Annotated in this window: 28 protein-coding genes; 17 read left to right on the forward strand and 11 right to left on the reverse strand. The window is 43.5% G+C overall.

All coding sequences use genetic code 11. From position 1 onward, the window contains the following. Positions 1–56: 56 nt before the first annotated feature. From AC6CHI_RS10910 to AC6CHI_RS10920, 3 genes are all read left to right on the forward strand, one after another. A complete protein-coding gene (locus AC6CHI_RS10910; RefSeq protein ID WP_458893019.1) occupies positions 57–437 on the forward strand; it encodes a cytochrome b562 in 381 nt (126 codons plus the stop codon). Positions 438–606: 169 nt separating this feature from the next. Beyond that, positions 607–1,461: a methylated-DNA--[protein]-cysteine S-methyltransferase gene (locus AC6CHI_RS10915; protein WP_498121273.1), complete on the forward strand. Its 855-nt coding sequence runs from the start codon at positions 607–609 to the stop codon at positions 1,459–1,461. Next, the gene (locus tag AC6CHI_RS10920) at positions 1,462–2,076 is read left to right on the forward strand and encodes an alpha-ketoglutarate-dependent dioxygenase AlkB family protein (protein ID WP_498121274.1); all 615 of its coding nucleotides are present in this window, start codon (positions 1,462–1,464) and stop codon (positions 2,074–2,076) included. A gap of 66 nt (positions 2,077–2,142) precedes the next feature. Here AC6CHI_RS10920 and secB read toward each other — a convergent pair whose 3' ends face one another. The 4 genes from secB to rsgA all read right to left on the reverse strand — a co-directional run bounded on the left by secB (position 2,143) and on the right by rsgA (position 4,481). Continuing rightward, a complete protein-coding gene (secB, locus tag AC6CHI_RS10925; protein ID WP_458893016.1) occupies positions 2,143–2,601 on the reverse strand; it encodes a protein-export chaperone SecB in 459 nt (152 codons plus the stop codon). Between the two features lie 39 nt (positions 2,602–2,640). Further along, the gene (gene grxC, locus AC6CHI_RS10930) at positions 2,641–2,895 is read right to left on the reverse strand and encodes a glutaredoxin 3 (RefSeq protein ID WP_458893015.1); all 255 of its coding nucleotides are present in this window, start codon (positions 2,893–2,895) and stop codon (positions 2,641–2,643) included. A gap of 18 nt (positions 2,896–2,913) precedes the next feature. Continuing rightward, a complete protein-coding gene (locus AC6CHI_RS10935; RefSeq protein WP_458893014.1) occupies positions 2,914–3,321 on the reverse strand; it encodes a rhodanese-like domain-containing protein in 408 nt (135 codons plus the stop codon). A 95-nt stretch (positions 3,322–3,416) separates the two neighbouring features. Beyond that, on the reverse strand, positions 3,417–4,481 hold the full coding sequence (gene rsgA, locus AC6CHI_RS10940; RefSeq protein WP_498121276.1) for a small ribosomal subunit biogenesis GTPase RsgA: 1,065 nt from the start codon (positions 4,479–4,481) through the stop codon (positions 3,417–3,419). A gap of 124 nt (positions 4,482–4,605) precedes the next feature. Between rsgA and orn the strand changes: the two genes are divergently transcribed. The 3 genes from orn to AC6CHI_RS10955 all read left to right on the forward strand — a co-directional run bounded on the left by orn (position 4,606) and on the right by AC6CHI_RS10955 (position 7,036). Further along, positions 4,606–5,163 (forward strand): oligoribonuclease, encoded by a 558-nt coding sequence (gene orn / locus AC6CHI_RS10945; protein ID WP_142767768.1) that lies wholly within the window; start codon positions 4,606–4,608, stop codon positions 5,161–5,163. Positions 5,164–5,334: 171 nt separating this feature from the next. Continuing rightward, positions 5,335–6,069 carry a Bax inhibitor-1/YccA family protein gene (locus tag AC6CHI_RS10950; RefSeq protein WP_458893012.1) on the forward strand — a complete coding sequence of 245 codons (735 nt, stop codon included), beginning with the start codon at positions 5,335–5,337 and terminating at the stop codon, positions 6,067–6,069. Positions 6,070–6,232: 163 nt separating this feature from the next. Continuing rightward, on the forward strand, positions 6,233–7,036 hold the full coding sequence (locus AC6CHI_RS10955; protein ID WP_458893011.1) for an enoyl-ACP reductase FabI: 804 nt from the start codon (positions 6,233–6,235) through the stop codon (positions 7,034–7,036). A gap of 62 nt (positions 7,037–7,098) precedes the next feature. On the opposite strand, the gene AC6CHI_RS10960 is transcribed toward AC6CHI_RS10955, so the two are convergent. Genes AC6CHI_RS10960 through AC6CHI_RS10970 form a run of 3 tightly spaced genes read right to left on the reverse strand, consistent with a single transcriptional unit; the run spans position 7,099 to position 11,843 of the window. After that, positions 7,099–8,505 (reverse strand): efflux transporter outer membrane subunit, encoded by a 1,407-nt coding sequence (locus AC6CHI_RS10960; RefSeq protein WP_498121278.1) that lies wholly within the window; start codon positions 8,503–8,505, stop codon positions 7,099–7,101. Positions 8,506–8,514: 9 nt separating this feature from the next. After that, positions 8,515–10,506 carry a MacB family efflux pump subunit gene (locus AC6CHI_RS10965; RefSeq protein ID WP_498121280.1) on the reverse strand — a complete coding sequence of 664 codons (1,992 nt, stop codon included), beginning with the start codon at positions 10,504–10,506 and terminating at the stop codon, positions 8,515–8,517. Positions 10,507–10,508: 2 nt separating this feature from the next. Continuing rightward, a complete protein-coding gene (locus AC6CHI_RS10970; protein ID WP_498121282.1) occupies positions 10,509–11,843 on the reverse strand; it encodes a MacA family efflux pump subunit in 1,335 nt (444 codons plus the stop codon). Between the two features lie 382 nt (positions 11,844–12,225). Here AC6CHI_RS10970 and AC6CHI_RS10975 point away from each other — a divergent pair, with 382 nt between their 5' ends. Then, positions 12,226–12,675 (forward strand): bacteriohemerythrin, encoded by a 450-nt coding sequence (locus AC6CHI_RS10975; RefSeq protein ID WP_458893007.1) that lies wholly within the window; start codon positions 12,226–12,228, stop codon positions 12,673–12,675. Positions 12,676–12,704: 29 nt separating this feature from the next. Here AC6CHI_RS10975 and holA read toward each other — a convergent pair whose 3' ends face one another. The 4 genes from holA to AC6CHI_RS10995 all read right to left on the reverse strand — a co-directional run bounded on the left by holA (position 12,705) and on the right by AC6CHI_RS10995 (position 17,567). Then, positions 12,705–13,694, reverse strand: coding sequence for a DNA polymerase III subunit delta (gene holA / locus AC6CHI_RS10980; RefSeq protein WP_458893006.1), 990 nt, complete (start codon positions 13,692–13,694; stop codon positions 12,705–12,707). Between the two features lie 13 nt (positions 13,695–13,707). Further along, on the reverse strand, positions 13,708–14,232 hold the full coding sequence (locus AC6CHI_RS10985) for an LPS-assembly lipoprotein LptE (protein WP_458893005.1): 525 nt from the start codon (positions 14,230–14,232) through the stop codon (positions 13,708–13,710). A 190-nt stretch (positions 14,233–14,422) separates the two neighbouring features. Beyond that, entirely contained in the window at positions 14,423–17,044 is a 2,622-nt protein-coding gene (gene leuS / locus AC6CHI_RS10990; RefSeq protein WP_498121284.1) for a leucine--tRNA ligase, read from the reverse strand. A 121-nt stretch (positions 17,045–17,165) separates the two neighbouring features. Continuing rightward, positions 17,166–17,567 (reverse strand): DUF4124 domain-containing protein, encoded by a 402-nt coding sequence (locus AC6CHI_RS10995; RefSeq protein ID WP_498121285.1) that lies wholly within the window; start codon positions 17,565–17,567, stop codon positions 17,166–17,168. A gap of 626 nt (positions 17,568–18,193) precedes the next feature. Here AC6CHI_RS10995 and AC6CHI_RS11000 point away from each other — a divergent pair. The 10 genes from AC6CHI_RS11000 (at position 18,194) to rlmN (ending at position 26,618) form a co-directional block, all read left to right on the forward strand. Next, on the forward strand, positions 18,194–19,921 hold the full coding sequence (locus tag AC6CHI_RS11000) for an acetolactate synthase 3 large subunit (protein ID WP_458893002.1): 1,728 nt from the start codon (positions 18,194–18,196) through the stop codon (positions 19,919–19,921). Next, complete coding sequence (gene ilvN / locus AC6CHI_RS11005; protein ID WP_004697653.1) at positions 19,918–20,409, forward strand: acetolactate synthase small subunit; 492 nt, start codon at positions 19,918–19,920, stop codon at positions 20,407–20,409. Before AC6CHI_RS11000 ends, ilvN begins: the two co-directional genes overlap by 4 nt. 116 nt (positions 20,410–20,525) lie before the next feature. Next, positions 20,526–21,542 carry a ketol-acid reductoisomerase gene (gene ilvC, locus AC6CHI_RS11010; protein WP_458893001.1) on the forward strand — a complete coding sequence of 339 codons (1,017 nt, stop codon included), beginning with the start codon at positions 20,526–20,528 and terminating at the stop codon, positions 21,540–21,542. Positions 21,543–21,613: 71 nt separating this feature from the next. Continuing rightward, a complete protein-coding gene (locus AC6CHI_RS11015) occupies positions 21,614–22,042 on the forward strand; it encodes a DUF2971 domain-containing protein (RefSeq protein ID WP_498121287.1) in 429 nt (142 codons plus the stop codon). Positions 22,043–22,201: 159 nt separating this feature from the next. Then, complete coding sequence (locus tag AC6CHI_RS11020) at positions 22,202–22,453, forward strand: hypothetical protein (RefSeq protein WP_498121288.1); 252 nt, start codon at positions 22,202–22,204, stop codon at positions 22,451–22,453. A 104-nt stretch (positions 22,454–22,557) separates the two neighbouring features. Beyond that, positions 22,558–23,841, forward strand: coding sequence for a glycosyltransferase family 4 protein (locus AC6CHI_RS11025; protein ID WP_498121290.1), 1,284 nt, complete (start codon positions 22,558–22,560; stop codon positions 23,839–23,841). A 30-nt stretch (positions 23,842–23,871) separates the two neighbouring features. Beyond that, complete coding sequence (locus AC6CHI_RS11030) at positions 23,872–24,423, forward strand: phosphatase PAP2 family protein (protein ID WP_498121292.1); 552 nt, start codon at positions 23,872–23,874, stop codon at positions 24,421–24,423. Between the two features lie 78 nt (positions 24,424–24,501). After that, positions 24,502–24,702 carry a Fe-S cluster assembly protein IscX gene (gene iscX / locus AC6CHI_RS11035; protein WP_116760462.1) on the forward strand — a complete coding sequence of 67 codons (201 nt, stop codon included), beginning with the start codon at positions 24,502–24,504 and terminating at the stop codon, positions 24,700–24,702. A gap of 126 nt (positions 24,703–24,828) precedes the next feature. Further along, on the forward strand, positions 24,829–25,260 hold the full coding sequence (gene ndk, locus AC6CHI_RS11040) for a nucleoside-diphosphate kinase (protein WP_016166212.1): 432 nt from the start codon (positions 24,829–24,831) through the stop codon (positions 25,258–25,260). A 122-nt stretch (positions 25,261–25,382) separates the two neighbouring features. Next, complete coding sequence (rlmN, locus tag AC6CHI_RS11045; RefSeq protein ID WP_498121293.1) at positions 25,383–26,618, forward strand: dual-specificity RNA methyltransferase RlmN; 1,236 nt, start codon at positions 25,383–25,385, stop codon at positions 26,616–26,618. The last annotated feature ends 33 nt before the right edge of the window (positions 26,619–26,651 follow it).

The raw sequence follows: 26,651 nt of genomic DNA on the forward strand, positions 1-26,651 counted from the left end.
AGCGTATTTGCTGCTCACGAAATAATCTTAGCCACAGTTTTTGATAGGACATCATCATGATTAAAAAAACTTTAGCCACCGTCGTAATGGTTTCATCTTTGGTCTTGAGCAATAGTGTTATGGCTGCAAGTTTGCATGATGACATGGGTACCTTGGGGAAAAATTTTAAAGCCTTTAATCAAGCTTCAACCCCACAAGCGGCAACCAGTGCTTTGAACAATATGCGTAGTGCCGCAGTACATGCCAAGCAATATAAATTGACTGCACATATGGCTGAAAAAGCACCAAGTTCGACGGCTTTGTTTGACCAGATTATTGTAGAAATTGACAAAACCAAAGCATTGGTACAAGCAGGCAAATTAGACGAAGCGAAAAAGCAAGGCAAGAAAATTGCCGAGTTGCGTGACCAAGGGCATAAGACTTATATGCACCACTGATGTTGATTTAGAATCAGCACGGCTATTCGCTGCTAAAACTGTACCTTCATCGGTACAGTTTTTTTATGTCTGATACGTTAAGGTCGCTATTAGAATTGAGCATGATTCGGATGTGCAGCAGCGGAAAGACTTGCTACAGTGAAATCAGAATTACAGAGGATGAAGGGCGATGTCTGCATCTCAACACTATCAGCGGATTGCGCAGGCGATAGCTTATATACAACAGCATTTTAAGCAGCAGCCGAGTTTAGAGCAGATTGCTGCACATGTGCATTTGAGTCCCGCACACTTTCAACGGCTATTTACAGAATGGGCGGGCACCAGTCCGAAAAAATTTCTGCAATATTTGAGTCTGGAACATGCCAAATCTTTGTTGCGCTCATCACAGTCAGTTTCGATCTTACACACCAGTGTAGAGACGGGTTTATCTAGTAGTAGCCGACTGCATGATCTTTTTATTCAGATTGAAGGCATGAGCCCTGCAGAATATAAACATGGTGGAGCTGGGCTGACCATTTCTTATAGTTTTGCTGAAACACTGTTTGGTCGGGTTTTGGTGGCCTCTACAAGCAAAGGGGTGTGTGCGTTGTCTTTTGTACAACAAGATGAACACGCCTTATATGAACTGCATGCACAATTCCCGCAGGCGCACTATCAACAGCAGCTGGATGAGCTGCAACAAAAAGCCTTAGCCCTGTTTCAAAGGCAACCTGAATCGCTACAGCAGATTAAGTTGCATTTAAAGGGATCTGAATTTCAGTTAAAAGTCTGGGAAAGTTTATTAACTATTCCACAGGGACAATTGGTCAGTTATGGCAATGTGGCCTGCCATGTGGGTCAGCCTAAAGCCGCGCGTGCCGTAGGGAGTGCGGTGGCGCATAATCCCGTGGCTTTTTTAATTCCGTGTCATCGGGTGATTCAGGCTTCAGGGGTTTTGGGGAATTATCACTGGGGCAGCACCCGTAAAATGGCGATGATGGCTTGGGAAAGTGCGCAAAGCCCTGCCCATTTGGAAGAGGTTTAAATGTCCTTATTTCCTGTTGATTTTGATTCCAGTCTGAACTTGTTGCCTTATGACGGCTATGTGCAGTATTACGGTCAAATTATGGATCGTGTTTTGGCAGATCATTATTTTCAGCGACTATTAGAAAGCATTGCTTGGCAAAATGATCTGGCGGTGATTTTTGGCAAGACCATTGTCACCAAACGCAAAGTGGCTTGGTATGCCGATCAGGCTTTTGATTATACCTACTCCAAAACCACCAAACAGGCATTGCCTTGGACGCCTGAACTATTGGCCTTAAAAGCCTTGGTCGAAGCGAAAACGGGTGAGAAATTTAATGCTTGTTTGCTGAATTTGTATCATTCAGGGGAAGAGGGCATGGCATGGCACAGCGATGCTGAACGGGAACTGAAACAGTATGCTGCAATTGCTTCTTTGAGTTTGGGGGCTGAGCGCAAGTTTGCTTTTAAGCATAAACGGACGCAAGATAAAGTTGAGCTGGTGTTGGCGCATGGCAGTTTATTGGTGATGAAAGGGCAAACCCAAAGCTATTGGTTGCATCGTTTACCACCGAGCAAAAAAGTGGCTGCTGCACGCATTAATTTGACGTTTAGAATGATGAACGTCGCGCAATAAAAAAGGCTGAATTTAAAATTCAGCCTTTTAATCACCCTGCCATTATCTAGCAGAAAATGCCAACCCTTAAGCTTGACCTTCAGCCATAGCTGCTTGAGCGCGTTGCATATTTGCTTCGAACTCAGCATCAAAGTTGATTGGTGTTAACAATAATTGCGGGAAGCTGCCTTTAGTCACCATATCGTTCACCGCTTCACGTAGGAATGGGAACAGGATATTCGGGCAGTATGCACCTAAAATGTATGGAAGACGCTCTTCTTCAACGCTATCTACTAAGAAAATACCGGCTTGAGTCACATCAACGATAAATGCGGTATCGCCTGCGTTATTTGCTTGAACAACAACTTTTAAAGACACTTCAAAATGAGTTGGATCAATCTTTTCTGCAGAAGAAGAAAGGTTGATATTCAGTTCTGGCTGCCATTCTTTCGTGAATACTTGCGCACCTGGAACTTCAAAAGAAATGTCTTTAGTGTAAATACGTTCGAGTGCCAATTGTGGTTGAACTTGTTGTTCTTCGCTCATTCTTCAATCCTTAATATAAATTTGAAATATGCTTTATGGTTAAGCCAATAATCCGTCAAGTTTACCCTCACGCTCTAAAGCATAGAGTTGGTCAAACCCACCAATAAATTGTTCACCAATAAAAATTTGTGGAACAGTACGGTGGTTGGTGCGTTGCATCAGCTCAACACGTACTTCAGGCGCTTCATTGGATAAATTAATTTCTTTATATGCAACGCCTTTACGCTCAAGAAGTTGTTTTGCGCGCACGCAGTAAGGGCATACAGTTGTAGAATAGATCGTTACTTCAGCCATTAGAGTCTCCTTAAGCGATTATTTACTTTTTACCAAAGGTAAGCCTTGCGCTTTCCAGTTACTAATGCCGCCATCTAAACGGTAGCTATCAGCATGACTGACTTGTTGCAAAGCTGAACCTGCGACTTGACCAAGGTTGCAAATAAACACCAGTGGCCGTTCTGCCGCTTTTAACTCTTCGACATGACTTGCAATTTGGCTATAAGGAATGTTGCGGCTGCCACTAATATGACCTTCACGAAAGTCTTTGGCATCACGTAAATCAATCAACATGGCATTTTTAGCTTTTACTAAAATACCCAAAGATTGTGGAGAGATTTTGCGACCATTGCGCTGACCTTCTAGAACGAAGAACAACACCACTAATGCCCCCAGTGTGCCAAATAAAAAGGGGTGATTCCCCATAAATTCTAACCAACGTTCCACAAGTCACCTAAATTACAATTCAAAAATTGCCTAGAGTATAGCTGATAAATATGGTGATCAAAATCACCGCTTCAAGGGTAGAGCAGACAGAAAGCCTAATTTTTTTGCTGCGCTTCAGCAATTTCATCCATTAAACGTAAAAAACTGTCTAAACGACGCGGTAAAATTTCACCCTCCTGAGCTGCCAAGCGCAGTGCACATTGCTTCTCATGCTTATGGGTGCAGTTACGGAATTGGCAATAGCCCAAACGATTTTGAATTTCGGGGAAACCTTGCTGCACTTTTTCAGTGGTGAGATGCCATAAACCAAATTCACGAATGCCCGGTGAGTCAATCAGGGAAGCACCCTGACCAAACGGAATTAAGCGAGTTGAGGTGGTGGTATGCTGACCTAATGCCGAGTTTTCAGAAATGATGTTGGTCTTCTGCGCGGCATCGGGAACAATTGCATTAATCAGTGAGCTTTTTCCTACCCCCGACTGTCCGACAAAAGCAACGGTTTCACCTTCTAGACGTTGCGCTAAGGCACTCACATCGGCATCGCCTAAAGACTGGCACTGCATCACTTCATAACCCAAATCTTGATATTCTTTCAGCATGTCCAGAATCGGATCATTTTCTTTGAGTAAATCCGTTTTATTCAATACCAATAAGGCCTGAATATCGGCATCGGCACAGGCCACCAAATAGCGGTCAATCAAGGTCGGTGCAGGCTCAGGTAACGGGGAAAACACAATCACAATTAAGCTGATATTGGCCGCCACGGGTTTAACTTTGTGATAGCGGTCAGGACGGGTCAATAAGGAACGACGTGGATGAATGGCGGTAATAATGCCGAGTCCAGTGTTCGGATCGGCTTGCCATTTGACCCGATCTCCCGTGACCAGAAGATCAAGGTTGGTGCGGGTATGGCAGCGCCAGATACTGCCCAATTCAATCGGTTTCCAAAATGGTTCAGGCTCACCCTCGGCTACCGTCGGCTTTTCAGGATGCATGTCAGGCACTGACAAGGCTTGCACCTCAAGTTGACGACCGTAGTGTTGAACCACCAAGCCTTCTAGATCATTTGAGGTGTCAATTTCTTCTTGACGTGTTTTTTGCTGTTTCTGAATACGACGCTGCTGTTGTTCAGTTAAGCGACGTTTACGAATTAAAGCCATTCATATCCTAAAAAACCATGAATTGAAGATGGCAAAAATAGCATGAAGCGGGGGATGAGTTACAGCATTCAAGGCATTAATTTGCTACTATAAATGTTTTTATAGCCAATAAGATTGCACATTTATGAGCAGCACGCCTGACACTCGCTTGATCTGGATTGACCTTGAAATGACAGGTCTGGATACTGACAACGACCAAATTATTGAAGTTGCAACGATTGTGACGGATGACCATTTAAATATTTTGGCGGAAGGTCCGGTATTGGCTGTGCATCAATCTGACTTAATCCTGAATGCGATGGATGAATGGAATACGCGTCAACATGGTCAGTCAGGTCTGATTGAACGTGTGCGCCGTAGTAAATTGACTGCGAAAGATGCTGAACAGCAGACCATTGAATTCCTGAAAAAATGGGTGAATCCAAAGAGTTCACCAATGTGCGGGAATTCGATTTGTCAGGATCGTCGTTTCTTGCATCGTTTAATGCCTGAATTGGAACAATACTTCCATTATCGCAATCTGGATGTTTCTTCCGTGAAAGAGTTGGCGAAACGTTGGCGTCCAGAAATTATGAGTGGCTTAAAGAAAAATGCTTCGCATTTGGCTATGGATGATATTCGTGACTCAATTGCGGAACTGAAATATTACCGTGAATATTTTTTCATTATGAATAAAGACTAAAATGAGCTGATAAAAAATGGGGTAGAACGCCCCATTTTTTTATTTTAGCTTGTCATATTTTTAGGTTATATTTTCTACATTAAATTAGAGGGTGTACCGCTTTAACTAGGTATAAAGCGCAGTACAAATTTATGTTTTTATTGATTTTAAATTATAACAAAGGGTTAAATCATGCAAAGTAATAATCCCATACTCAATCGTGTAGAGGTGTATGCCGACTATAGCCAACCAATGACAGTTCAAGGCGCGATTCAAAAGTCCGTCTTACTGACGGTGATTGCTGCGGTGGTCGGTTTAGGTATTTTCTTCTACAGTTTTATGAGCTTGAATATTTCAATTGCCTATAGCGCTGCCATCGTGGGTGCAATTGGTGGCTTCATTCTCGCACTCATTACCACCTTTAAACCGAATACCGCCAAAACCCTTGCCATTCCTTATGCACTATTTGAAGGTGCCTTTTTAGGTGGGGTCTCGGTCATCTTTCAATTGAAATTCCCAGGCGTGCCTTTACAGGCATTATTGGCTACTTTTGTGACGACCTTGGTGATGTTTAGCTTGTATCGTTTACAGATTGTGCGTGCGACAGAAAAGTTTAAATCGGTGGTGTTGTCTGCCACCATCGCGATTGCGATTGTCTTTGTGGTGCAACTGGTGATGCGTTTGGCCTTTGGTTCGAGTGTGCCTTATATCTTTGAAAGCAACTGGCTCGGTATCGGTTTTGCGGCTTTTGTAGCGGTGATTGCCTCTTTGAACCTGATTTTGGATTTCGACTTGATTGAAAGCAGTGCTGCACAGCATGCACCAAAGTCGATGGAATGGTTATCTGCAATTGCGTTATTGGCCACTTTGGTCTGGATGTACTATTCATTTTTGCGTTTATTGAGCCTGATTCAAGGTGATGATTGATTGCAGTTTGATTCCTTTAATCTTGCTGAGTTTGCTTTCACCCTGCTTTTGCAGGGTGATTTGTTATGAATCTGTGATTTGCTGAAAAAAAGGCGCATTTTGCAATTTTGTTCTGCGGCCAGAGTTGGCATTATTCATCTAAATTATTTTAAGTGAGAGTCACATGTCACAAGGACTACTAGCGGGAAAACGCTTTCTGATTGCGGGTATTGCAAGTAAGTTGTCGATTGCATTTGGTATTGCTCAAGCATTGCATCGTGAAGGTGCAGAATTGGCATTCACCTACCCAAATGAGAAACTCAAAAAACGTGTAGACGAATTTGCTGCGCAATTTGGCTCAACATTGGTGTTTCCTTGTGATGTTGCTGTGGATGCAGAAATTGACCAAGCTTTCGTAGAATTAGCAAAACACTGGGATGGTTTGGATGGTGTGGTGCACTCGATTGGTTTTGCACCAGCGCATACTTTAGATGGCGACTTTACCGATGTCACTGATCGTGAAGGTTTCCGCATTGCACATGACATCAGTGCCTACAGCTTTATTGCTATGGCGCGTGCTGCAAAACCATTGCTATTGGCTCGCCAAGGTTGTTTATTGACCTTGACTTACCAAGGTTCTGAGCGTGTGATGCCGAACTACAACGTGATGGGTATGGCGAAGGCTTCTTTAGAAGCAGGCGTACGTTACTTGGCTTCGAGCTTGGGTGCTGAGGGGATTCGTGTCAATGCGATTTCAGCAGGTCCAATCCGTACTTTAGCGGCTTCAGGCATTAAATCATTCCGTAAAATGTTAGATGCGAATGAAAAAATTTCGCCATTAAAACGTAATGTGACCATTGAAGATGTGGGTAATGCGGCGTTATTCCTTTGCTCACCATGGGCAAACGGGATTACAGGCGAAATCATGTACGTCGATGCAGGCTTCAATACCGTAGGTATGAGCCCTGACTTGATGGGTGATGACTAATCCTATATGGGGTTAAAAAAACGGCACTTGAAGTGCCGTTTTTTATGAGTTTAATTGGATTTTTATTCAGACAGTTGCGGAATCGGGCTGCCGCCCAAAGCTTGCAACAACGTGACATAAGCATTGTATTGACTCTGTTTGGTATTCACCAAAGTTAGACGTGCACTGCGTGTAGTTTCCTGTTGATCCAGTAAATTTTTTAAGGCGACGGCACCATAACGATAACGCACATCAGTCAGGCGTTCCGCTTTTTCAGCCAATTCAAGATTCCGCTGTTGTAGCTTCACTTGCTGATCCAGTTCACTCCGTGCAGATAAGGCATTTTCCACATCGGCAAAGGCTTGATAGAGGCTTTGACGATATTGCACAATGGCTTTTTCATAATCCAGCTGGCTTATTGCAATATCCTTTTTCATATCGTTATATTGCAAAAAGGGTAGGCTGACACTGGCACCCAAAGTCAGGGCTGGATTACGCAGCAACTGGGTTAAAGAGGTGCTACTACTGCTTAAATTCCCCGTCAAGCTAATCGAAGGGTAGTAGCTCGCCGTGGTCGCATCTTTAGTGGCTAAACTTTCACGCAGGCGTAATTCTGAGGCTTTTAAATCTGGACGACGCGACAGAATCTCGGCCGGTAAACCTGCTGCGATGCTCGGTAAGGTCAGCTGTGGTAAACGTTGCGGCTCTTGAATATTCAGTTGTTGCACTGGCATATGCAGTAGTACCGCGATCGCAGTACGGGTTTCCACCAGACTTTGCTGAATTTGACTGAGGCTAGCTTTTTGGCTTTGTACCGACTGCTCTGCTTGAGTCAGCTCCAAACCAGATACTGAGCCAGCTTGATATTGAGCCTTGACCAAATCATACAGCTTTTGTGAGGTGGCTAGACTTTGCTGTGAGGTACTGCGGCTTTCATTATAATACGCCAGTTGCCAGTACAGTTTTGCAGTTGTGCCAATCAAACTTTGAGCGGTGGCTTGCAAATCCTGCTCAGTTGCCAAGGCTTCCCATTTTTTGGCTTCCGTCTGACGTGCTAACTTGCCAAATAAATCCAATTCATAACTGAGTCCAGCACCCAAAGATAAGCCGCTAGATTGATCATCTCCCGAATTCAGCTCGAATTGATGTCCTGTAGAAACTGTGGAGCTCACCCGAGGTTTTTGCTGATTTTCGCTCAAATCAGCCTGTAATCGAGCTTGTTTCAGGGTCATACCTGCAACAGCCAAATCGCTGTTTTTTGCCAGTACGGCATCAATCAGTTGATTCAGTTGGGTATCACCAAACAATGTCCACCATTGGTCGGCATAAATGGCTTGCTGGCGTTGCTGAGCGGTTGCCCGATCATATTGAAACTGGGCAGGAGTTTGTACGGTAGGTGCTTGATAGGGGGTTTTTACCACTGCGGCACACCCCAGCAAAGAACTGCTCAGCAGCATTGCCGTACACAAACGAGTAAATGAAAAGTGCATAATGTGTCCTTATTCTCGGGCAAGGGCGGCAACAGGGTCGAGCTTGGCGGCATTTTTGGCGGGTAAGAAGCCAAAAACCACCCCAATCAAGGTCGAGCAGACAAAGGCGGCAATAATTGAAGTCGTGGAGTAGGCAATGCCAAAATTTCCACCTGCAAATTTCTGGATAATTTGACCTAAGCCGAGCGAGAGCAATACACCCAATACCCCGCCAATTAAGCAGACGAGAATCGCTTCAATCAAGAATTGTTGCAGAATATCGCTTTGACGTGCACCCACCGCCATACGCACGCCAATTTCCTGCGTCCGTTCGGTCACGGAAACCAGCATAATGTTCATCACCCCAATACCACCAACCACCAAGGAAATGACGGCAATTGCTGAGACGAGCAGGGTCATGGTGCTGGTGGTTTTTTCAATGGTTTGACGGATGCTGTCACTGTTCATGGTAAATACATCTTGCTGACCATGACGTTGGGTCAGCAGATTCACAATCGCATTTTCAGCGGCACTGGTGGAGTATTGGTCATTGATTTGCACAATGATATTGCGGACATTACTTTGCCCCAGCATACGGCTCATGACGGTGGTGTAAGGCATATAGACATTTAGCGTGTCATCCGATCCCATGGCACTGTTTTGCGGCTCTACCACGCCAATAATCCGTGCGGGTACGCTACCGAGCAAGATGACTTGTCCAATTGGATTCGCGGCATCACTAAAAAACTGCTTTTGCGTATTGGTGTCAATCACGACATCTTGGGTGCGGTCACGAACACTACGTTGATCGAAAGTTTGCCCATCTTTAAAGCTGAGGCCTTTGACCGTGAAATAATCGCCACCGACGCCATTGATGGTGCCGCTGGCTTCATTTTGTTGATAGCGCAGCGTTTGAGAAGAACTCACCATCGGGCTGACGGCACTGACATAAGGTTGAGTGGCGAGAGCTTCTGCATCACTTGGCACCAGTGTTTTAAAGCTGGCAGTTTTGGAGTTATCACCAAAACCACGACCCTGAAACACGGTAATGGTATTGGTGCCCAAGCTGCTAATATTACTGAGAATCTGTTTTTGCGAACCATTCCCTAAGGCCACCACAGTCACCACCGAGGCAATCCCGATAATAATCCCCAGCATGGTCAGAAAGGTTCGCATGCGGTGGGCATTCATCGAGAGTAAAGCCATGCGAAAGGCCTCACCTAAACGGTCCAGCAGGGAGCGCCATGCGGAAACACTTTTATTTTTTTCTTGTTGCGCTGAAATGGCCGTTTCAGCATCAGGATCTTGATGCAGTTCGGTGTCATATTCGGGCTGGTTGACACGGTCGGCGATAATCTCGCCATCACTGATTTCAATGATACGGCTGGCATTCTTGGCCACCTGCATATCATGCGTGACCAAAATAATGGTATGACCTGCGGCATTCAGTTCGCGTAAAATCCGCATCACTTCGATACCACTATGTGAGTCCAATGCACCCGTCGGTTCATCGGCAAGAATCACATCACCACCATTCATCAGGGCGCGGGCAATCGAAACCCGCTGTTGCTGACCACCCGAGAGTTGGTTCGGGCGGTTCTGGGTTTTATTGCCCAATCCTAATTCGGTGAGGAGGGCGGTGGCCCGTTGTTTACGTGCATAGGGCGTTGTGCCTGCATAAATTGCAGGGACTTCAACATTGCCTTCCGCGGTTAAATCACCGAGTAAATGATAACGCTGGAAAATAAAGCCGAAATATTCGCGGCGTAACTCTGCCAACTGATCTGGTTCTAGCTGTCCTGTTTCTTGGCCTTTGACCCGATAACTGCCTGAAGTTGGGCGGTCTAGGCAGCCCAGAATATTCATGAGGGTGGATTTACCTGAACCAGATTGACCCACAATGGCCACCAGTTCACCTTCATAAATGGTCAGGTCAATGCCTTTGAGAATTTGAACAGTGCTTTCGCCAGCAGGGAACTCTCGGACCAAGTTGCTGACTTCAAGCAAGGCTTTTTTTGTCATGCTTACATTCCCATTGGTGGGCCGTTACGACGACGATTACCGCTATTGGCGCTGGCTGCTGAGGTTTCGGAGCTGTCAGCAATCACCACTTGATCACCTTCTTTTAAACCCGCCAAGACTTGTGCATGTACACGGTTATTAATACCAATCAAAACTTGTTTGGGCTGGGCAGAACCATCGGCCTGTAATACACGCACCACACTTAAGCTGGCTTTACCGTCTTTCAGCAATTGTTGTTGCGCTGCATTCAGCTTTAAACGTTCAAGTTTGGGAGCTTGTGTCGGTGCTGCATCGGATTTGTTGTCTGCAGACGAAGCCACGGCTTGAGCTGTGGTGTTTTGCTTCATTTTCGCAGAACGATTAGAAATTGCCGTAGAAGGCACCAACAAGGCATTTTCTGCAGCATCGAGCACGATATACACCTGTGCGGTCATATCGATACGCAGTTTGCCATCCTGGTTAGGCACATCAAATAAAGCATTGTAGTAAACAGCAGTATTCGACGAGCTTGAAGTGGTACTGCTTTCATTGCTGATCGAGTCGGGTGCAGGTTCAATCTGGCGCAGGCTGGCATAACGTTTGCTGTCATCGCCTAAGGTGGTGAAATAGACTTGTTGGCCTTTTTCGACTTTCATAATGTCAGCTTCACTGACCTGCGCTTTAATAGTCATATTTTGCAGTTTGGCAATTTTGACAATGGTGGGCGTACTTTGGTTAGCGTTCACCGTTTGTCCTTCTTCGGTCACAATGGCCACCACAGTGCCATCAGTCGGTGCCACAATACGGGTATAGCCAATGTTGGTTTGTGCAGTCGACTTGGTGACTTTGGCAGACTCAATTTGTGCATCAATCGCTTTCACCTGCGCAATGGCAGTTTTAAAAGTGGCTTCAGCAGATTCAAGTTCAGCTTTCGAGGTGGCATCTTGGGCAAACATTTGTTGCTGACGCTTATAGGCCAATTGTGCTTCATTTAGGTTGGCTTCTTGCTGCAAACGTTGCGCCGCTAAATTCTTAATATTGGCTTCAGCAGTTTTCAGGCTATTTCCCTGAGTGGTAGAGTCAATTTGCGCAATCAGCTGACCTTGTTTTACTTCATCGCCCAATTGCACATACATTTTTTGTACCTGACCGGATACCTGTGCCCCTACGCTGATCAGCTTGGTGGCATCTAGTGTACCTGTTGCCAAAACCGTATTTTCTAAATCGCCACGGCTGACCGCCTCGGTAATGTATTGCGGTTGTTCTTGTTTGGGTTTGAAGTAATTCCAAGCCAAAAAGGCAAGCAGGGCAATACACAGCAGTGCGATCATCATTTTAAAGAATTTTATTTTTGGCATAGCAGGTCAGGGAGTAAAAAATAATCACGGCTAGTATAAAAGTGAAATACGGATAAATCGTGGATTTTTTACAGAATTTGCAAATGATAACTATTCTTTACTAGATTTTGCGGAATCTGTCCGCTTTTTTCGTCCCGATTCTTAAATGATGCATGATCAATGCTTATAGGCTGCTTTAAACGATAAGATTTTTATGTTGTATCGCCAGCTTATATGAATGCTCCTCACCGAAAATTTACACTTTATTTTCCTATAGATTTAGAACTAAAAAGCAGATAATATTTAATTCCATAAAAAAAGTATGGGTTTTTTGGTTAAAGATAAAACCTAAATGGGTTGCTGTAATAAAAAATAACTTAATGAAAATAATGTGAGGGAAATCATGGAGTGGAGTGAAAAATTTAATATTGGAATTGAGGTGATTGACAATCAGCATCGACAAATTCTGGAATATATTAATACGCTGGATCAGATCCGCATAAGTGGGCAGCGCAACCAAATTAGCGATGTGTTAGATGATTTGATTGACTATACCCAATCGCATTTTAGTTTTGAAGAAAATTTGCTCAAGCAAGTCAATTATCAATATTTACCCTCGCATCGAGGCATTCATGAGTTATTTGTCAAACGTTTGAATGATTGTCGCCAGCGCTTTGCTCAAGGGGAATCGGTTGAACACGATTTACATCGTTTATTGTCTAAATGGTTAATTAACCATATTCAGCATGATGATCAGGATTATGTGGATGCAGTGCGTGACAATATGTTGCACTATTTACGTGCTCAGGAGCAGAAAAAAGGTAAAAGCTGGTTTGCACGCTTCTTTAGCTAGATGCATCAGTTTGACAGAGCTTTAGGTTTTTAATTTAAAAATAAATTTTTACCACAAAGCATGCTGATGGCTTGTAAGATCAGATGTTCAGGGTTTTCTTTACTTAAGCCTTTGATCGATGCATCGATTCGCAACAAAAGCGCAGGCCAGCTTAAGAATTGTTTAGGATGTAGTCGGCGTAAAGCCTGTTGATACAGACTGACTTTGGTTTTCCAAATTCCCAACTGCAATGCATTTTGCGGTTGTTCAAACAGCTGCATCAACAGGCGCATTTCTTTGCTGATGCTCCAGAGCAACAGACTCATCGGTTCACCCGAAGCCAGTAAATATTGGTAAATCTTGACCGCTTGCGCAAAGTTGCCTTCCAGTAAGGCATCGCTTAAATCAAAGGTGCTATAACGGGACTGGTCTTGTAAACAGCTGAGCAGTTGCTCGATGCCAATTTGGGCCAAATCGGGAAAGGTATCCCGCACGCGCATCAAACTATTTTTAGCCGCCAACAAGTTATGTTCATGATGCTGTTCTAGCCACTGCCATGCATTATTCGCCAGTTGAATGCCCAGCTTTTCTGCTTCAACTGCTAAAATCCGTTGTCGATCTTGCGGATAATGTGCCGTCAGCGACACATTGACGCCATTGGCATCAATGACTTTAAAGAAACCGGACTTTAAACTACTGCTGTCTTGTTTCGGCATTACAATTAACAATAAATTCTGTTCATTGTGTTGCAGATATTGGGTCAACAGTTTGATGCCATTGGCATCTGGCTTGATATTGCCATGCACTTCAATTGCGAGCTGGGTAGAAAATAACGACAAGCTGTTGAGGGCATTAAAGACAGTTTTCCAGTCACTGACATTGGATAGGTCGTAGCGCTGACGTTCAATATTCTGTTCTTGCCAGCTCTTGCGAAAGGCATCGAGCAGGTTTTGTTCCAGTAAGGGTTCTTGACCATGCAGAACCCATGCACCACGTGCTTCTGGAATGCGTTTCAGGGCCTGCAAATAGTCGAGTTTCATATAGCAATTACAATTAAGGCTGAGTTGTGGTATTCGTCACTTTCGGTAAACGATTGGATGAAATCTGACGCACAATCTGTTGTGCTACATCATCAACCAGCACTTGTTTTAAGAATTTCTCTTCTTGGTCATCGGTGTTGACCGTCGCCAAGTTATATTGATAGCTACGAGAAGCGGTCACGGTACGCATTTCAGTCACAGGATTACCTTGTGCATCTTCAATGCGGAAAGTCACGTTCAAACGCAATAAGGTTTCAATTAATTTACCACGTAATTCTTGGCGTACAGGAGTGTAACTATATACATGTAAGCGGTAGGCATTCGGGTTATTGCTGAGTTGCACACCGGCTGTACCTAAATAAATGGATAATTTTTCTTCTAATTCTTCAGTATCTTTGGGTAAAGACAAGCTCATTTGGGCATAGGCCACAGGGGTTGCCGAAGGTTGTGTGCCTTTTAAGTGAAAACCACAGCCCACTAAACCTGCACCTAGACCGCAAGTTAGAATAATAGTTGCGAAACGCTTGCCTAAATGCATGTGTTTTCCTCTGTCAATGCCGCGACTTTGCAGTGTAATACCAATTGATTTCAAACATCTATGATTTTAGTAGCAAAGCCCGTTAAATGAAAACGGGCTTTGTTTAGGTTTAGTTAGACATCCCTCCCAACCTCCCTTTGCAAAGGAAGGCGTTCCCCTCGTTACGAAAGAGGGGTTAGGGGAGATTGAGTTAAACCACCAAGTTCACTAATTTATTCGGTACGACAATTTCTTTCTTGGTTGGACCTGTTAAGAATTGTTGTACTTCTGGTAACGCCTTAGCTAGAGCCAAAAGTTCATCTTTCGATGCATCAACCGATACTTCTAATTTGCCACGTAATTTACCATTCACTTGAACGACAATAGTTTGCGTATTACGCGTTAATGCTGACTCATCCACCACAGGGAACAAGCTTTGCGTTAGTTCAATACCAAACTGCGTCAATAACGTCTGACTCAAATGTGGTGCAAATGGTGCAAGTAATGTCAACAACGTCGTAATCGCTTCACGTGCAACGGCAACATCATTGTCATCTTTGGCTTCAAACTTGTTGCTGGCATTGAGCAATTCCATCAATGCGGCAATGGCTGTGTTGAATGCATGACGACGTTCAATATCGTCACCGACTTTTTGAATCGTTTCATGGGTTTTACGACGTAAATCTTGCGCATCTTTCGATAAATTGGCTTTATCGATGGCAGTGGCTTGATTGCCCTTTTCAAGGAAGCCTGTCGCTAAACGCCAGACACGTTTCAAGAAACGGTTGGCACCTTCAACCCCTGCATCAGACCATTCTAGTGATTGATCTGGCGGTGCAGCAAACATCATAAAGACACGTGCGGTATCTGCACCGTATTGATCAATAATCGCTTGTGGGTCAATGCCGTTGTTTTTCGACTTGGACATTTTTTCTTGTCCACCGATCACCACTTCTTGACCATCACCTGAATATTTCGCAGAAAGAATACGACCTTTCTCGTCACGTTCTAATTCAATATCCGCTGGGTTAAACCAAGTTTTCTTGCCATTTTCAGCTTCACGGTAGAAGGTGTCTGCCAAAACCATGCCTTGCGTGAGCAAGTTGGTAAATGGTTCGTTGCCTTGTACCACACCTTCATCACGCATCAATTTATGGAAGAAACGCGCATAAAGTAAATGCAGAATCGCATGTTCTACACCACCAATGTATTGGTTCACTGGCAACCAAGATTGTGCTGCTTCAGGCTTCACCATACCGCCAGTAAAGTCTGGAGAGGCGTAACGAGCATAGTACCAAGAAGACTCGACAAAGGTATCTAAGGTGTCAGTTTCACGACGTGCATCGCCACCACAGCAAGGACACTTAGTTTCATAGAACTCAGGCATCTTGTTGAGTGGGTTACCTGAACCGTCCGGAACCACATCCGTTGGTAAGACCACAGGCAATTGATCTTCTGGAACAGTAACCTGACCACAAGTGTCACAGTTGATCATTGGAATTGGACAACCCCAATAGCGTTGACGAGAAACACCCCAGTCACGTAAACGGAATTGAACTTTAGAATTTGCTAGGCCTTGCGGTTCTAATTTTGCAAGGAAGGCATCAAATGCTGCTTGGAATTCTAAACCATCAAACTCGCCAGAATTAACCAGTTTACCTTCTTTAGAACCATACCATTCTTGCCATTCAGTTGCAGAGTAATCTGCATCGTCAGCACCTCTGGCATCAATGACTTGCTTAATTGGTAGGTTGAACTTGTTGGCAAACTCAAAATCACGTTCGTCATGCGCAGGCACGGCCATCACAGCGCCAGAACCGTAAGACATGAGTACGTAGTTAGCAATCCAAACTGGTACTTGTTCGCCAGTCACTGGATGCTTAACAAATAGACCCGTTGCCATGCCTTTTTTCTCGGCTGTTGCCAAGTCAGCTTCAGCAACTGAACCCATACGGCATTCTTCAATAAATGCAGCAAGCTCAGGATTATTTTCTGCGGCTTTCAGTGCCATTGGATGCTCTGCTGCCACGGCAACATAGGTCACACCCATTAAGGTATCGGCACGTGTGGTATAAACCGTTAAGCCATCTGCATAAATCTCAGGATTTGCTGAAGGGAAGGTAATTTCCATCCCAGTCGAGCGACCAATCCAGTTGCGTTGCATGGTTAAAACTTGTTGTGGCCAGCCGTCTTTGAGTGAGTCTAGGTCATCGAGGAGTTCTTGCGCATAATCAGTGATGCGGAAGTAGTACATTGGAATATCGCGTTTTTCCACCAATGCACCTGAACGCCAGCCACGACCATTTTCAACCTGTTCGTTGGCTAAAACGGTTTGATCGACAGGGTCCCAGTTTACGGTTGAAAGCTTACGATAGATCAAGCCTTTCTTATAAAGCTGTACAAATAACCATTGTTCCCAGTGGTAATACTCAGGGGTGCAGGTTGCAAATTCACGATCCCAGTCAATTGAAAGACCGAGCTTTTTCAATTGATCACGCATATAGGCGATATTTTCAAAGGTCCATTTGGCTGGCGCAACTTGATGTGCAATCGCGGCATTTTCCGCAGGGAGACCAAAAGCATCCCAACCCATTGGTTGTAATACAGTTTCACCTTTTAAACGGTGAAAACGGCTGATCACGTCGCCAATGGTGTAGTTACGCACATGACCCATATGCAGCTTGCCACTTGGGTAAGGGAACATCGACAGAATGTAACGACGAGGACCTTCTACAGTGTCGGCAACTTTAAAGACTTTACGATTTTCCCAGTCTTGTTGGACAGTGGGTTCAATCGCACTAGCTTGATATTCAGGGTCAATATGAGTAGTCATAAACGTATTAAGGAACAACGGTTAAAAGTTTGCTGCACAGCATAGCGCAAAATGCACCTAAATGTGAATTTTGCAGCGGCTGAACAGTAAGAAAAATTAAACTATTTCGTAAAAGCTGATTTTATTCAGGACTGTAATTTTTTCCATCCAGTTTAGGGGCAGGAATTGCTTTGCCCTCAGCGGGAGGAGGAGTCATGTTGGTCGTTGTCTTCGTCGTGTCGTTAGCCATGTTCGCTGCTGGTTTAGCTGTCGCGGTAGTATTCACGGGCATGGTTGAATTATTGGCTTGTGTTTCTACAGCAGGGTTACTGCCACGACTCGTACTAGGGGCTGAATTGTTCCACCCATAAGTTTGTACTTTGCCTTTTTTTTGTGCGCTTTTGGGTGGTGGGGTCGTGGTGTAATGCGTTGAGCCCTTGGCATCGACCCACTTGTAATAATCTTTGGCCCAGAGCGATGTGCTGGAAAATAATAATGCGCAGGCAAGGGTTGCACCGCTCAGCGAATGGAATGAAAGAGACATACGCATCATCCTATTTTATTTCTATGCAGGGAAAGTGGTGTTGAAAAAAACAGCATCATCCTGTGTTTTACGAGGGAAGTGCTGAATATTGATTGTGCTAAATAGTATAGGTCGATTTTTATTGAGAACAAGCAATTCTTGAGAAAAATGGCCAAGATTTAAATGGATTTATTTTCGTAAAATTAGAGGGATAGTAGATTTTTTATTACCGTTGCTCAAATTTTTCTGAATGCTTGAACTGGTCAGCAAAAGTATAATTTTAGAATAAAAAATATACGGTCTGTGTGTAATCAAAAAAAAGCTGATTTTTCAACTTGACAATACGAGTTTAAACAAGAAAAATGCTGTCTTTAGTTTTATATGCCTTCTTTCGATCACCCTTCGAAGAAGTGTCATGTCATGCAATGGGCGTCATCTCTAGCCGAGATGGTGAACAAAGCAAATAAAAATATGTTTATCCCAACATGTTTTAGATCCCATATTGCTCAAACAGCAAACGGATCGGATTTTTTTCCTATTGCCATGAAAACTATGAAATATGTGTGCTATAACAGTGCAGACAATTAATGAATGAACACTGCTGATGTCTCCCATCAAGCGGTGATAAAAGATTAGGGTGAATCACGTTGGAACTTTTATCTGGTGGTGAAATGCTTGTTCGCGCATTAGCGGACGAAGGCGTTGAACATGTTTTTGGATACCCAGGCGGCGCAGTTTTACACATTTACGATGCGCTTTTTCAACAAGACAAAATCAATCATTATCTCGTACGTCATGAACAAGCTGCTGGTCATATGGCAGATGCTTATTCACGCGTTACAGGTAAAACAGGTGTAGTACTGGTCACTTCAGGTCCAGGCGCAACCAATACCGTTACTCCAATTGCAACTGCTTATATGGACTCAATCCCAATGGTGATTTTGTCTGGTCAGGTTGCGTCACATTTAATTGGGGAAGATGCATTCCAAGAAACAGACATGGTGGGTATTTCTCGTCCTATCGTGAAACATAGTTTCCAAGTGCGTCATGCCAGTGAAATTCCTGCAATTATCAAAAAAGCCTTCTATATCGCGGCTTCTGGTCGACCAGGTCCAGTGGTTGTTGATATTCCAAAGGATGCGACGAATCCTGCAGAGAAGTTTGCTTACGAATATCCTGAAAAAGTGAAGATGCGTTCTTATCAACCACCACACCGTGGTCACTCAGGTCAAATTCGTAAAGCGATTGATGAATTGATCAATGCCAAACGCCCTGTTATTTATACGGGTGGCGGGGTTGTGCAGGGTAATGCATCAGCACTTTTAACTGAATTGGCACATTTGTTGGGCTATCCAGTAACCAATACCTTGATGGGCTTAGGTGCTTTCCCTGGAAACGATGAACAGTTCATCGGTATGTTGGGCATGCATGGTACCTATGAAGCCAATATGACTATGCACAATGCGGATGTGATCTTGTGTGTTGGCGCGCGTTTTGATGACCGTGTCACCAATAATCCTGCAAAGTTCTGTCCAAATGCGAAAGTAATTCATATTGATATCGACCCTGCGACGATTTCAAAAACCATTATTGCGCATATTCCAATTGTGGGTGCGGTAGAGCCAGTTTTACAAGAAATGCTGGTGCAGTTGAAGCAAATGAATGTGTCAAAGCCAAATCCTGAAGCGATTGCGGCTTGGTGGTCACAAATCAATGAATGGCGCAAAGTGCATGGTTTGAACTATGACAAACCAACTGATGGTTCAATGAAGCCGCAACAGGTGGTTGAAGCTTTAGATAAAATCACCAATAGCCAAGCCATCATTACTTCGGATGTCGGTCAGCATCAAATGTTTGGTGCGCTTTACTATAAATACACTCGTCCACGCCAATGGATCAACTCGGGTGGCTTAGGCACCATGGGTGTAGGTTTGCCATATGCAATGGCAGCGAAGCTTGCATTCCCAGATCAGCAAGTGGTGTGTATTACTGGTGAAGCCTCCATTCAGATGTGTATTCAAGAACTTTCTACCTGTAAGCAATATGGCTTAAATGTAAAAATTCTCTGCTTGAATAACCGTGCTTTGGGTATGGTAAAACAATGGCAAGACATGAACTATGAAGGACGTCACTCAAGTTCTTATGTAGAGTCATTGCCTGATTTTGCTAAATTGATGGAAGCTTACGGTCACGTGGGTATTCAAATTGACCATGCCGATGAGCTTGAATCGAAACTTGCAGAAGCGATGGCAATTAACGACAAATGTGTATTCATTAATGTCATGGTAGATCGTACTGAACACGTTTACCCAATGTTGATTGCGGGTCAGTCGATGAAAGATATGTGGTTAGGTAAAGGGGAGCGTACTTCATGAGACACATTATTTCTGTACTCGTTGAAAACGAAGCTGGTGCGCTTTCTCGCTTAGTCGGATTATTCTCGCAACGTGGCTACAACATCGAAACCTTAAATGTTGCCCCAACAGAAGATCCAACTTTGTCGCGTTTGACGCTGACCACCTATGGTGATGATCATAAAATTGAGCAAATCACCAAGCAATTGAATAAATTGGTTGAAGTGGTAAAAGTGGTGGACTTATCAGAAGGCGCACACATTGAGCGTGAGCTGATGCTGATTAAAGTTAAATCTCTTGGTTCAGCACGCGCTGAAATTAAGCGTACAGCGGATATTTTCCGTGCGCAGATTGTTGATGTGACACCAACCACGTACACCATTCAAATTGCGGGTACGACGGAAAAGATCGACGGCTTTATTGATGCCTTGGCGGAAAACACAATTTTAGAAGTTGTGCGTTCAGGTGTATCGGGTATTGCCCGTGGTGAAAAAGTTTTAACGATTTAATTCAAAATTGAAAGACTCACTTATTCACAAATAACTTTGAGTAACGCCCATAGAGAGGATGCTCGGCAACAGGTGAATAAGTGATCCATAAAGATAGCATTCTAGCGGAGACAACAATGCAAATTTTTTACGATAAAGACTGTGACTTATCTATCATCCAATCTAAGAAAGTAGCGATCATTGGCTACGGTTCACAAGGCCATGCACATGCGCTTAACTTGAAAGATTCTGGTGTAGATGTCACTGTAGGTTTACGTGCTGGTTCAGCATCTTGGAAAAAAGCTGAAAATTCAGGTCTTAAAGTTTCTGAAGTTCCAGCTGCTGTTGCTCAAGCTGATGTCGTGATGATCTTGACTCCAGATGAGTTCCAAGCTCAACTTTATCGTGATGTGATTGAACCAAACATCAAAGAAGGTGCAACTTTAGCATTTGCGCATGGTTTCTCTGTTCTTTATAACCAAGTTGTTCCACGTAAAGACTTAGATGTCATCATGGTTGCGCCAAAAGCACCAGGTCACACAGTACGTTCAGAATACCAACGTGGTTCAGGTGTACCTGACTTAATCGCGATCCATCAAGATGCTTCTGGTAATGCTCGTAATCTTGCACTTTCTTATGCTTCTGGCGTAGGTGGTGGTCGTACCGGTATCATCGAAACTTCTTTCCGCGAAGAAACTGAAACTGACTTATTTGGTGAGCAAGCAGTTCTTTGTGGTGGTGCTGTTGAATTGGTTAAAATGGGCTTCGAAACTTTGGTTGAAGCTGGTTATGCACCAGAAATGGCTTACTTCGAATGCTTACACGAACTTAAGTTAATCGTTGACTTGATGTTTGAAGGCGGTATTGCGGACATGAACTACTCAGTGTCTAACAACGCTGAATATGGTGAGTATGTAACTGGTGTTGAAGTCATCAACGAACAGTCACGTGAAGCAATGCGTAATGCACTGAAACGTATTCAATCTGGTGAATACGCGAAGATGTTCATCAACGAAGGTGCATTGAACTACCCATCAATGACTGCGCGTCGTCGTCAAAATGCTGCACACGGTATTGAGGTAACGGGTGCTAAATTACGTGCGATGATGCCTTGGATTCAAGCAAACAAAATCGTAGATAAAGAGAAGAACTAATTTTCTGATCTAGCTGATTTTTATGCTATAAAACCCTTGCGAAAGCGAGGGTTTTTTATTGGATAATAAAAATGATTTTATATAAATATGTTAGTTTTGAAGCGGGATTGAAGATTTTAGAAACAAGTACGTTGGGGTTTTCTCATTTAGAGGATTTTAATGATCCATTTGAAGGGACTGGTTTGGGGCTTTATGATTTAGATGTTTCTTTACCCGTTGCAATCAATGCATTCCGTAATCGTTTTTCGAGAAAATATTGTATTTTGAGTCTAACCAGAACGGCTTTGAATCCACTGATGTGGTCGCATTATGCCGATAGCTACAAAGGAATGGTCATCGGGATTGATACTGAAAAAGCTGGCTTTGAAAATATTGATCAATATGTAATTCCAGCCCAGAAAGGCGAAGTTAGATATTTAAAAACAGTGCCCAAAGGTGTTAATGCCGCCAATATTGATCATTTACTCTCCATAGGTAATTCGAGCCTGTTAAATTGGTAGGTAAATGAAAATCTTCTGAAGCATGGTTTTCTCTATAAAATGCAAGAATGGGCATATGAGGAAGAAGTGCGAATTGTTAAAAATATATCCTCGGCGAATATTGGATATCATTATTCAGCTCAAAGGGAGTTTGAGCTAGATGGTCAGCTTTAGCATCGGGTGGAGCTTCCCACCAGACCAATATATACCACTAAAATTCCGAAAGACGCATTTGTAGATGTGACTTTAGGTTTATCTACCTATCAGGAATTAAAGCGCTTACAAGAACGAGAGACACAGCAGTTTAACCCTGAAAAAGTGGAGCGGTTGGAAAAATTATTTGCATGGATTGGTTTGATGAACTTACCAACTTATCAGGTTGAGCGAGATAACCAAGATTGGGTGCTGAAAAGAGAAGAGATGACTAGATAATCTTTACAATATGCTGGTGGTCTATATTGAATCTGTCATGAATTTATCATCAAACTGTCAAACTCGACATCTATGCTAATACAAAATTAAGCAATAGGTGTCATATGTCTAACATATCCACTGTGGGCCTGCTAAAACAACAAGATTTTCCAGACAGTTTTAAGTTTTATTTTAAATTACACAAAAACAAAAACAGCGTAGAAGAAATAAGTGTTTTAAGAGATCTGGTTCGCCCACGGTTAAAAATTGCAATTGTCACTGAAACATGGCCACCAGAAGTGAATGGGGTGGCTTTATCGTTAATGCAATTGTGTAAGGGGTTGCAGCGGCAAGGGCATAAAATTTTACTGATTCGCCCGAGCCAGACACAAATCTGTTATGAGTTTGTTCCAAATAAAGAATGTCTCGTTGCTGCCCAAAATATTCCTAAATATTCGAATTTGCAGTTTGGTCGCCCGCAATTTATTAAAGTGGCCAATGCGCTAGAAGAATTCATGCCCAATGTGGTGCATATCGTCACAGAAGGTCCTCTGGGTTTAACGGCACTGCATGCTGCCAAGAGTAAGGCAATTCCGATTTCCAGTGGCTTTCACTCCCCATTTCAGGACTTCAGCCGGTTCTTTGATTTGGCTTTTCTGGTGAAGCCAATCCAGCACTATCTACGCTGGTTTCATAACAATACGCAACTGACCTGTGTGCCCAGCAAAGATACTGAGCGCGCCCTAAAACAGTTCGGCGTGAAGTGTCCTTTAGTCGTCGTAGGGCGAGGGGTGGACACTCAGCAGTTTTCATCAGTCTTTCGCTCCGATGCATATCGGTGCAATTGGGGTGCGGATAGTCAAACGGTGGTGATGCTGTATGTCGGTAGACTATCCCCGGAAAAAGAAATTGATGTGCTGATTCGTAACTATATATGTATGCGGCAACACGGCAAGAAGCACTACAAACTGGTGATTACAGGCGATGGACCAGATCGTCAACGTCTAGAAAGTCTGGGGCAGCCACATGGAGTCATCTTTACGGGTAGTTTGACTGGTAAGAATCTTGCTAGTGTATATGCCAGTGCGGATGTTTTTGTTTTTGCCAGTCAGGTTGAAACCTTTGGTAACGTTGTTTTAGAAGCAATGGCCAGTGGTCTACCAGTTGTGGCGTATAATTACGCCTGTGCACATGCACATGTTGAACATGAACTTACAGGGTGGCTCAGCCCCTTAAATGATGTCGATGCTTTTGCACGCCATATGCAGAATTTACCGAGTACGCAAACATTAAATGCAATGGGACAACATGCTCGAAATACAGTATTAGAAATGGGATGGCAATTGCCTGTTTCTCAACTCGAGCAAGCTCTTTATCACGTGGCAAAGGAAACACAAATGATCGCCTAAAGCACTTTAGCAAAGCTGAGGAGAGAAAATATGAATTTTAAGAATGCAAAAATAAAAATACTCGATCTCGACTTGAAAGGTTGTTTATATCTGAATCATTTTTCCCATTCAGAACGAGTGGCGTATTTTTTTAAACAGGTAAGCCGGTTAGGTGATGGTATTTTTTGGTACCTGATGTTGATGAGCCTGTGGTTATTACAAGGTTTATCTTATAGTCTACAAATGCTCTATCTCATTTTGGGTTCGCTATTGGGTACAGCTATCTATAAGATTTTAAAGATAAAAACAGTGCGTCCGCGACCTTATCAGGTACATCAGGTCATTCGCTTGTGTGAGCGTCCTTTAGATCATTTTAGTTTTCCTTCAGGGCACACATTGCATGCGGTCATGGCCACCGTCGTGATCGGTTCTATTCAGCCTGCATTATTGGTTTTGATGTTGCCTTTTACGGTGTTGGTGGCTTTGTCTCGGATGGTTTTGGGTTTGCACTATCCGAGTGATGTTGCTGTAGGGGCAGTGATTGGGGCTAGTGTGGCGGCCGTGATTATTGCCTGTGCCCCCATGTTTCAGATTGTTTTATAACTAAATGGGCTGCTGATTTTTCAGTAGGGCTAAAATTTGTTAAAGTAGCACGAACATTGTCGAGATTTAGGAACAGTCATGGGTTTACGTTGGACCGATACCATGGATATTGCCATTGAATTGTATGAAGCACATCCAGATGTGGACCCACAGTGGATTCGCTTTACCGATTTACATGCATGGGTCTGTGCATTACCTGATTTTTCTGATGATCCTACGAAGTCAACTGAAGGTCTACTTGAAGCCATTCAAATGGCTTGGATCGACGAAGCCAGCTAATCTAGCGCTTTTCGAACGGCACATCGAAAAAATCCAGTTTTTTTACATTTCAAAAGCTGATAATTGCTCATTATTCGGTATAATGCGGCAAAATTTTCACGTCTAATTTGACTTAAGGAGCCGATCATGGCTATTGAACGTACTTTATCTATCGTTAAACCAGATGCAGTAGCTAAAAACCACATTGGTGACATCTTTGCTCGTTTCGAAAAAGCTGGTCTTAAAATCGTTGCGACTAAAATGAAACACCTTTCTCAAGCTGAAGCAGAAGGTTTCTACGCAGAACACAAAGAACGTGGTTTCTTTGCTGACTTAGTTGCGTTCATGACTTCTGGTCCAGTTGTTGTATCTGTTCTTGAAGGTGAAAATGCAGTTCTTGCTCACCGTGAAATCTTAGGCGCGACTAACCCTAAAGAAGCTGCTCCTGGTACAATCCGTGCTGATTTCGCTGTAAGCATCGACGAAAACGCTGCTCACGGTTCTGACTCAGTTGCATCTGCTGATCGCGAAGTGAACTACTTCTTCGCTCAAACTGAAGTTTGCCCACGCACTCGTTAATCGAGACACTTCAAACCAGATAAGTGTTATACTGCTTATCTGGTTTTTTTATTCTCTTCAAAATTATTTGCTTGAATATTGAGCAATCTCTTCTATCTTCGACATGGTTTAGGTAATTACACATGAGTACTGAAGTGGTCGTTTCATCTGCAACTTCTGATGAATCGCAACAATCTTTGTCCACTCCAACACAACAATCTTCTGTGGAAAAAGTAAATTTACTGGGCATGTCACGTGCTGAGCTGGAACAATTCTTTGAAGCCATGGGTGAAAAGAAGTTCCGCGCAGGACAGGTGATGAAGTGGATTCATCAATATTTCGTGACTGATTTTGCTGAAATGACCAACATTTCAGGCAAGTTGCGTGAAAAATTAGAGCGCGTTTGTGAAATTAAAGCGCCAGAAGTTGTGCATCGTAATTATTCTAAAGATGGAACCCGTAAGTGGGTGTTCCGTGTGGGGGATGGTGCCGGTTCATTGGTTGAAACCGTATTAATTCCTGCTGAAGATAAAACTGGGGCGCGTAAAACCTTGTGTATTTCTTCACAAGTGGGTTGTGCCTTAGACTGCTCTTTCTGTTCAACAGGTAAGCAAGGTTTCCAGCGTGACTTAAGCCCTGCAGAAATTATTGGTCAGTTGTGGATGGCGAACTACTCTTATATGGAAGAGGTTCCCGTCGCAGAACGCGAGCGTACCGTCACCAATGTAGTGATGATGGGTATGGGCGAGCCCTTGCTCAACTATGATGCCGTGTTAAGTTCAATGCAGTTAATGCTCGACGACTTTGCATATGGTATGTCTAAGCGCCGTGTGACTTTGTCTACATCAGGTGTAGTGCCGAAAATTGATCAATTGGCACAAGATATTGATGTGGCATTGGCGATTTCTTTACATGCGCCGAATGATGAGTTACGTAATGAATTGGTGCCTATTAATAAAAAATATCCATTAGAACAACTGATTGCTGCATGTCAGCGATATTTGGCCAAAGATGGAAATGAAAGTGCTCGACGTCATGTCACGATTGAATATGTGATGTTGGATGGTGTGAATGACCAGCCAGAACATGCACAGCAGTTATTGAAATTGTTAAAGAATTTACCAAGTAAAATTAATTTAATTCCATTTAATCCGTTCCCGCATGCGCCATACGGACGTTCTAGCCGTAACCGCATTATTTCTTTCCAAAAAACTTTGTCTGATGCAGGATTTGTGTGTACGATTCGTCAGACACGTGGTGATGACATTGATGCTGCATGCGGTCAGTTGGTCGGTCAAGTGGCTGACCGAACACGTCGTGCAGAACAGTGGAAGAAGAAAGTAGCTGAGCGGAATGAGATTTTGCGCTCAAAAGGATAACAAAGGGGCGGTCAATTGAGTAAACCCACGAAT

The organism is Acinetobacter sp. GQ146, assembly GCF_059758585.1.